The 6,292-nt window shown below is 67.8% G+C and carries 5 protein-coding genes; all 5 read left to right on the plus strand.

Features of this window, described 5'->3' with window-relative positions; genetic code table 11:
* The first annotated feature begins 4 nt into the window (after nucleotides 1–4).
* Nucleotides 5–535, plus strand: coding sequence for a 4-vinyl reductase (locus tag CGX12_RS08755; protein ID WP_094039508.1), 531 nt, complete (start codon nucleotides 5–7; stop codon nucleotides 533–535).
* Nucleotides 536–721: 186 nt separating this feature from the next.
* A complete protein-coding gene (gene dgcA, locus CGX12_RS08760) occupies nucleotides 722–2,785 on the plus strand; it encodes a dimethylglycine demethylation protein DgcA (protein WP_094039509.1) in 2,064 nt (687 codons plus the stop codon).
* A gap of 133 nt (nucleotides 2,786–2,918) precedes the next feature.
* Nucleotides 2,919–4,571, plus strand: a complete 1,653-nt coding sequence (locus CGX12_RS08765) for a DUF3483 domain-containing protein (RefSeq protein ID WP_094039510.1) — start codon at nucleotides 2,919–2,921, stop codon at nucleotides 4,569–4,571.
* Nucleotides 4,564–5,781 carry an electron transfer flavoprotein subunit alpha gene (gene etfA, locus CGX12_RS08770; protein ID WP_094039511.1) on the plus strand — a complete coding sequence of 406 codons (1,218 nt, stop codon included), beginning with the start codon at nucleotides 4,564–4,566 and terminating at the stop codon, nucleotides 5,779–5,781. The genes CGX12_RS08765 and etfA overlap by 8 nt, the downstream gene beginning before the upstream one ends.
* The coding region (locus tag CGX12_RS08775) for an electron transfer flavoprotein subunit beta (RefSeq protein WP_094039512.1) at nucleotides 5,771–6,292 on the plus strand (522 nt) is incomplete at its 3' end. The genes etfA and CGX12_RS08775, both read left to right, overlap by 11 nt.

Consider the following 6,292-nt stretch of genomic DNA (forward strand, 5'->3'; position numbering starts at 1 on the left):
CGCAATGTCAGTACATGCACCCGAAATGCCGATTGAAGTAGACGCCGACACCGGCGTTTGGACCACCGACGCCCTGCCCATGCTCTATGTGCCGCGCCACTTCTTCGTGAACAACCACATGGCCATAGAGGAAGAGCTGGGCCCCGAGCGCTACGCCGAGATCCTGTACAAGGCCGGCTACAAGTCCGCCTGGCACTGGTGCGAAAAAGAGGCCGAGTGCCACGGCATCAGCGGCGATGCGGTGTTCGAGCACTACATGAAGCGCCTGTCCCAGCGCGGCTGGGGCCTGTTCACCATCGAGCAGCTGGACATTCCCGCCGGCACCGCCAAGGTGCGGCTGGATCACTCCGCCTTCGTCTACCAGTACGGCAAGGTGGACCGCATGGTGGACTACATGTTCACCGGCTGGTTCGCCGGCGCCATGGACCAGATTGCCCAGAGCCTGGGCTATCCGGTGCGCACCGTCGCACGCCAGACCCAGAGCGGCGCCCAGAGCGGCTGCGACTACGGCCTGTTCGAGGTGAGCCCGCTGTAAGGCATGCTCAGGTGCTGGAAGGTGCAGCACGCCGACTCGCCGTAAACCCGTCCCTGGGGGCTCGGCGGCGGCATCCCTGCCGCCAACGGTCGGCTTAGCTGTCACCTTCCATCGCCTCGCATGCACAACGGGGGCAACATTATTTTCGGCGGGCCGCAGGCCCGGCATGTACTAGAGGATTCCAGGATGGGACAGTTCGACGCCTTGTTTCAACCCATGAACATCAACAAGCTCACTATCCGCAACCGGGTGGTGAGCACGGCCCATGCCGAGGTGTATGCCACCGACGGCGGCATGACCACCGAGCGCTACGTCAAATACTACGAAGAAAAGGCCAAGGGCGGCATCGGCCTGGCCATTTGCGGCGGCTCCAGCGTGGTGTCCATCGACAGCCCCCAGGGCTGGTGGAGTTCGGTCAACCTGAGCACCGACCGCATCATTCCCCACTTCCAGAACCTGGCCGACGCCATGCACAAGCACGGCGCCAAGATCATGATCCAGATCACCCACATGGGGCGTCGCTCCCGCTGGGACGGCTACAACTGGAGCACCCTGGTATCGCCCTCCGGCATCCGTGAGCCGGTGCACCGCGCCACCTGCAAAACCATAGAGCCGGAAGAAATGTGGCGCATCATCGGCGACTACGCCCAGGCCGCCCGCCGCGCCAAGGAAGGGGGCCTGGACGGCGTGGAGCTGTCCGCCGTGCACCAGCACCTGATCGACCAGTTCTGGAGCCCGCGGGTCAACAAGCGTACCGACGAATGGGGCGGCACCTTCGAGGGCCGCATGAAGTTCGGCCTGGAAGTGCTCAAGGCCGTGCGCGCCGAAGTGGGCCCCGACTTCGTGGTGGGCATGCGCATCTGCGGTGACGAATTCCACCCGGACGGCCTCAGCCACGACGACATGAAGCAGATCGCCAAATACTACGACGACACCGGCATGGTCGACTTTTTCGGCGTCATCGGCTCCGGCTGCGACACCCACAACACCCTGGCCAACGTCATCCCCAACATGAGCTACCCGCCCGAGCCCTTCCTGCACCTGGCGGCGGGCATCAAGGAAGTGGTGAAGGTACCGGTGATCCACGCCCAGAACATCAAGGATCCCAACCAGGCCCAGCGCATCCTCGAAGGCGGCTACGTCGACTTTGTGGGCATGACCCGGGCGCACATCGCCGACCCGCACCTGATCGCCAAGATCAAGCTGGGCCAGGTGGACCAAATCCGCCAATGCGTGGGCGCCAACTACTGCATTGACCGCCAGTACCAGGGCCTGGATGTGCTCTGCATCCAGAACGCGGCCACCTCCCGCGAGCACATGGGCCTGCCCCATATCATCGAAAAAACCGACGGCCCCATCCGCAAGGTGGTGGTGGTGGGCGGCGGCCCCGGCGGCATGGAAGCGGCCCGGGTGGCGGCCGAGCGCGGCCATAACGTGGTGCTGTTTGAAAAGGCGCCCGAACTGGGCGGCCAGATCACCCTGGCGGCCAAGGCGCCCCAGCGTGACCAGATTGCCGGCATCACCCGCTGGTACGCCCTGGAGCTGGCCCGCCTCAAGGTAGACCTGCGCCTCAACACCGCCGCCGACATGCCCGCCATCATGGCGGAAAAGCCGGACGTGGTGATCCTGGCGGTGGGCGGCACCCCCTTTATCGAGCAAAACCCCGAGTGGGGCGCGGCCGAAGGGCTGGTGGTGAGCAGCTGGGACATCCTCTCCGGCAAGGTGGAGCCGGGCAAGAACGTGCTGGTGTACGACACCATCTGCGAATTCTCCGGCATGTCGGTGGCCGACTACCTGGCGTCCAAGGGCAGCCTGGTGGAAATGGTAACCGACGACATCAAGCCGGGCGCGGCCATCGGCGGCACCACCTTCCCCACTTATTACCGCTCCCTGTACGAGCGGGAGGTGATCATGAGCTCCGACATGGCCCTGCACAAGGTGTACAAGGAAGGGGACAAGCTCATCGCGGTGCTGGAAAACGAATACACCGGCCAGAAAGAAGAGCGGGTGGTGGACCAGGTGGTGGTGGAGAACGGCGTCCGTCCGGACGAGCGGCTTTACTACGAGCTGAAGGGCGACTCCCTGAACAAGGGCCAGATCGACCTGGAAGCCCTGTACGCGGCCCAGGCCCAGCCGGCGCTGGCCCAGCACGGCCAGGGCTATTTGCTCTACCGCCTGGGCGACTGCGTGGCCCAGCGCAACACCCACGCCGCCATTTACGACGCCCTGCGTCTGTGTAAAGACTTCTGAGCCAAGGGGCCGGGGGCAACCCCGGCCCTGCCGAGGTGCCCGCTATGTTCGAGCCTGTGATCCCTTATCTGTTAGTGCTGGCCTTCGCCCTGGCCGCCATCGGCGCCACAGCCGCACCCGGCGCGCGGCGCCGATGGCGGCCAGCCTGCTGATGGCGGTGGGCGCCCTGTTCGTATGGAAGCGCCGCCGCAAGCCCGCCAGTGAGCTGCCCAACTCGCGCCTCTCGCGCGGGCCCTGGCAGCGGCTGCCGAAAAGCCTGCTGGCCTTTGCCCTGGGCTTTTTTATCGCCACCCTGCCGGCCGCGGGCATTTTGCCCGAAGGCACCGGCGGCGCCCTGCTGACCCTGCTGCTGCTGGCCCTGTGCACCTGGGGCCTGGGCGAGCTGGTGTTCGGCATGGCCTGGGGCGGCCCCATGAAGCACGCCTTTGCCGGCGCCCTGCACCTGGCCTTTCACCGTCGCCCGGCCCGCTTCGGCGGCGGCCGCGACACCGGCCTGAAGGCGCTGGATCTTACCGCCGACAAGCTGGGCGTGGAGAAGGTAACCGACTTCAAATGGAACCAACTGCTGGGCTTTGACGCCTGCGTGCAGTGCGGCCGCTGCGAGAGCAAGTGCCCGGCCTTTGCCGCCGGCCAGCCGCTCAACCCCAAGAAGCTGATCCAGGACATGGTGATCAGCCTCGCCGCCCAGGAAGAAGTGACCTACCGCGGCAGCCCGCACCCGGGCCAGGAAAACGCCGCCCGCACCGGCTGCCCCGACAAGCCGCTGGTGGAAAGCATGCTCGACAGCCAGACATTGTGGTCCTGCACCACCTGCCGCGCCTGCGTGGAAGAGTGCCCCATGATGATCGAGCACGTGGACGCGGTGGTGGACATGCGCCGCTTCCTCACCCTGGAGCGGGGCCAGACCCCGGGCAAGGGCCAGGAAGTGCTGGAAAACCTGATCGCCACCGACAACCCGGGCGGCATGGCCCCTGCCAGCCGCAGCAACTGGGCCGCCGACCTCAACATTCCGTTGATGAAGGAAGTGCGCGAGGCCGACGTGCTGCTGTGGGTGGGCGACGGCGCCTTCGACATGCGCAACCAGCGCACCCTGCGTGCCCTGGTGCAGCTGCTGCGCGCCGGCGGCGTGGACCTTGCCTACCTCGGCAACGAGGAGCTGGACTCGGGCGACCTGGCCCGCCGGCTGGGGGACGAAGCCACCTTCCAGCGCCTGGCCAAGGCCAATATCCAGACGCTCGGCAAGTACCGCTTTAACCGCATCGTCACCGCCGATCCCCATTCGCTGCAGTGCCTGGGCACCGAATACGCGGAGCTGGGCGGTGACTACCGGGTGGAGCACCACAGCGAACTGCTGGCGGAGCTGCACCGGGCCGGCAAGCTCGCCTTCAACGGCGGCCAGAGCGGCAAGCTCACCTATCACGACCCTTGCTATCTCGGCCGCTACAACGGCGTGTACGACGCGCCGCGCTACCTGCTGGATCAGCTGGGCTTCGAGCGCAGCGAGATGGAGCGCAGCGGTTTCCGCTCCCGTTGCTGCGGCGGCGGCGGCGGGGCGCCGGTGACCGACATTCCCGGCGAGCGCCGCATTGCCGACATGCGCATGGACGACGCCCGGGCGGTGGAGGCCGAGCTGATGGCGGTGGCCTGCCCCCAGTGCACCCTGATGATGGAAGGGGTGGTAGAGCCCCGGCCCCAGGTGAAGGACATTGCCGAGCTGCTGCTGGACGCCCTGGCCCAACCGGCCCAGGAGCAACCGCAGCGGCAAAAGGAGGAAGCCCATGTCTGATCTTATTCGCAAGGATCCGCGCCTGGCCTGGATCCGCCGCAACCGGCTGCACCCGCGCCACGCCGAGCTGAGCGGCCAGCCCCTGCGCGGCCCCAGCGGCCTGCTGCGCAAGAACCCGCGGCCCCAGTGGCAGCTCGGCCCCAGCGGCCTGCGCCGGCTGGACCGGATGAACCTGGCCGGCGGCGGCGAGGTGTCGCAGCTGGCCAAAAAGCGCAGCGAGCAGCCCAAGCTGCCCCTGCACAAAGTGGTGGAGCCCCAGGGCTACATTGCGGTGTGGCTGCCCCTTTCCGGCGGGCGCCTTACCGCCCACGGCAAGGACGTGCTGGGCCTGGCCCAGCAGCTGGCGGCGGCGCAGGCGCAAAGCACCGCCGTGCTGGGGGTGCTGTGCGGCGAGCTGAAGGAAGGCATTGCCGAGGCGGGGGTGGACCGGCTGCTGCAGCTGCACGGGGTGGAAGGCTATCAGCCGGAAGCCTGGACCCAGCTGTGCCGGCAGGTGGAGCGCGAGTTCAAGCCGCTGCACTGGCTGTTCCCCGATGCGGGCGAGTCCGCCGAGCTGGGCCGCCGGCTGGCGGTGGAGCTGGGCGAGCGCCCGGCCACCGGGGTGTGGAAGTGGGAAGGCGAGCACCTGATCGCCCGCACCGGCGCCGGCCACCAGGACGTGACGCGTCCCCTGTGCCGGCTGCTGCTGCTGCTGGAAGAATGCGCCTTGCCCTGCACCGATCACCGCTATGAGGCGAAACCGGTGGAGTTTGAACCGGAAGCCCTGCTGAAGGCCCGGGTGCGGGACGGCGGCCGGGTGGCGGTGGATCCCGCCGACATTCCCCTGGCCGAGGCCGAGTTCATCCTCTCCGCCGGCAACGGCGTGCACGACTGGGAGCAGTTCCACCGGGCGGCGACCCTGCTGGGCGCGGCCGAAGGCGCCAGCCGGGTGGCGGTGGACGACGGCTTTATGCCGCGCAACCGCCAGGTGGGCGCCACCGGTACCTGGGTGAGTGCCCGGGTGTACATTGCCGTGGGCATTTCCGGCGCCGTGCAGCACTTGCAGGGCATCGGCAAGGTGGAGAAGGTGGTGGCCATCAACCAGGACACCGACTGCGACATGGTAAAACGCGCAAGCCTGAGCGCCATCGGCGACAGCAGCGAAATTTTGGCGGCGCTGATGGCGCTGGTAGAGGCCCGGCCGGCCCAGGAGGTAAGCGATGCAGCCTGATCAATCCCTCAACATAGCGGTGCTGGTAAGCGAAGGTCGCCACCCGGTGTCGGGCCGCGCCCGCCGTGCCCTGCAGGACGCCTGCGCCCTGGAGCTGGGCTTTGCCCTGGGCGGCAAGCTCGAGGCCATTCACGCCGGCAGCCCGGCCCAGCCGGCGTTGCAGGACTACCTGGGCATGGGCCTTAACCGGCTGACGGTGCTGCGCCAGGGCCCGGACGACGACGCCCTGGAGCTGCTGGCCCCCTACCTCAACGAGCTGCAGCCCGACTTGCTGCTCACCGGGGTGCGCGCCGAGCAGGGGGAGGGCTCCGGCATGCTGCCCTACCTGCTGGCCGAACGCCTGGGCTGGCCGCTGGTGACCGGCATTGCCGCCATCGAGCGGATAGACGGCGACGAAGTGACCCTGCTGCAGGCCCTGCCCCGGGGCCAGCGCCGCCGCCTGAGCGTGCGCCTGCCCTTTGTGGCCAGCGTGGACGAAGCCGCCGCCAGCCCCCGCCAGCTGGCCTTTGCC

This window comes from Zobellella denitrificans, assembly GCF_002237365.1.
GTDB lineage: Bacteria > Pseudomonadota > Gammaproteobacteria > Enterobacterales > Aeromonadaceae > Oceanimonas > Oceanimonas denitrificans.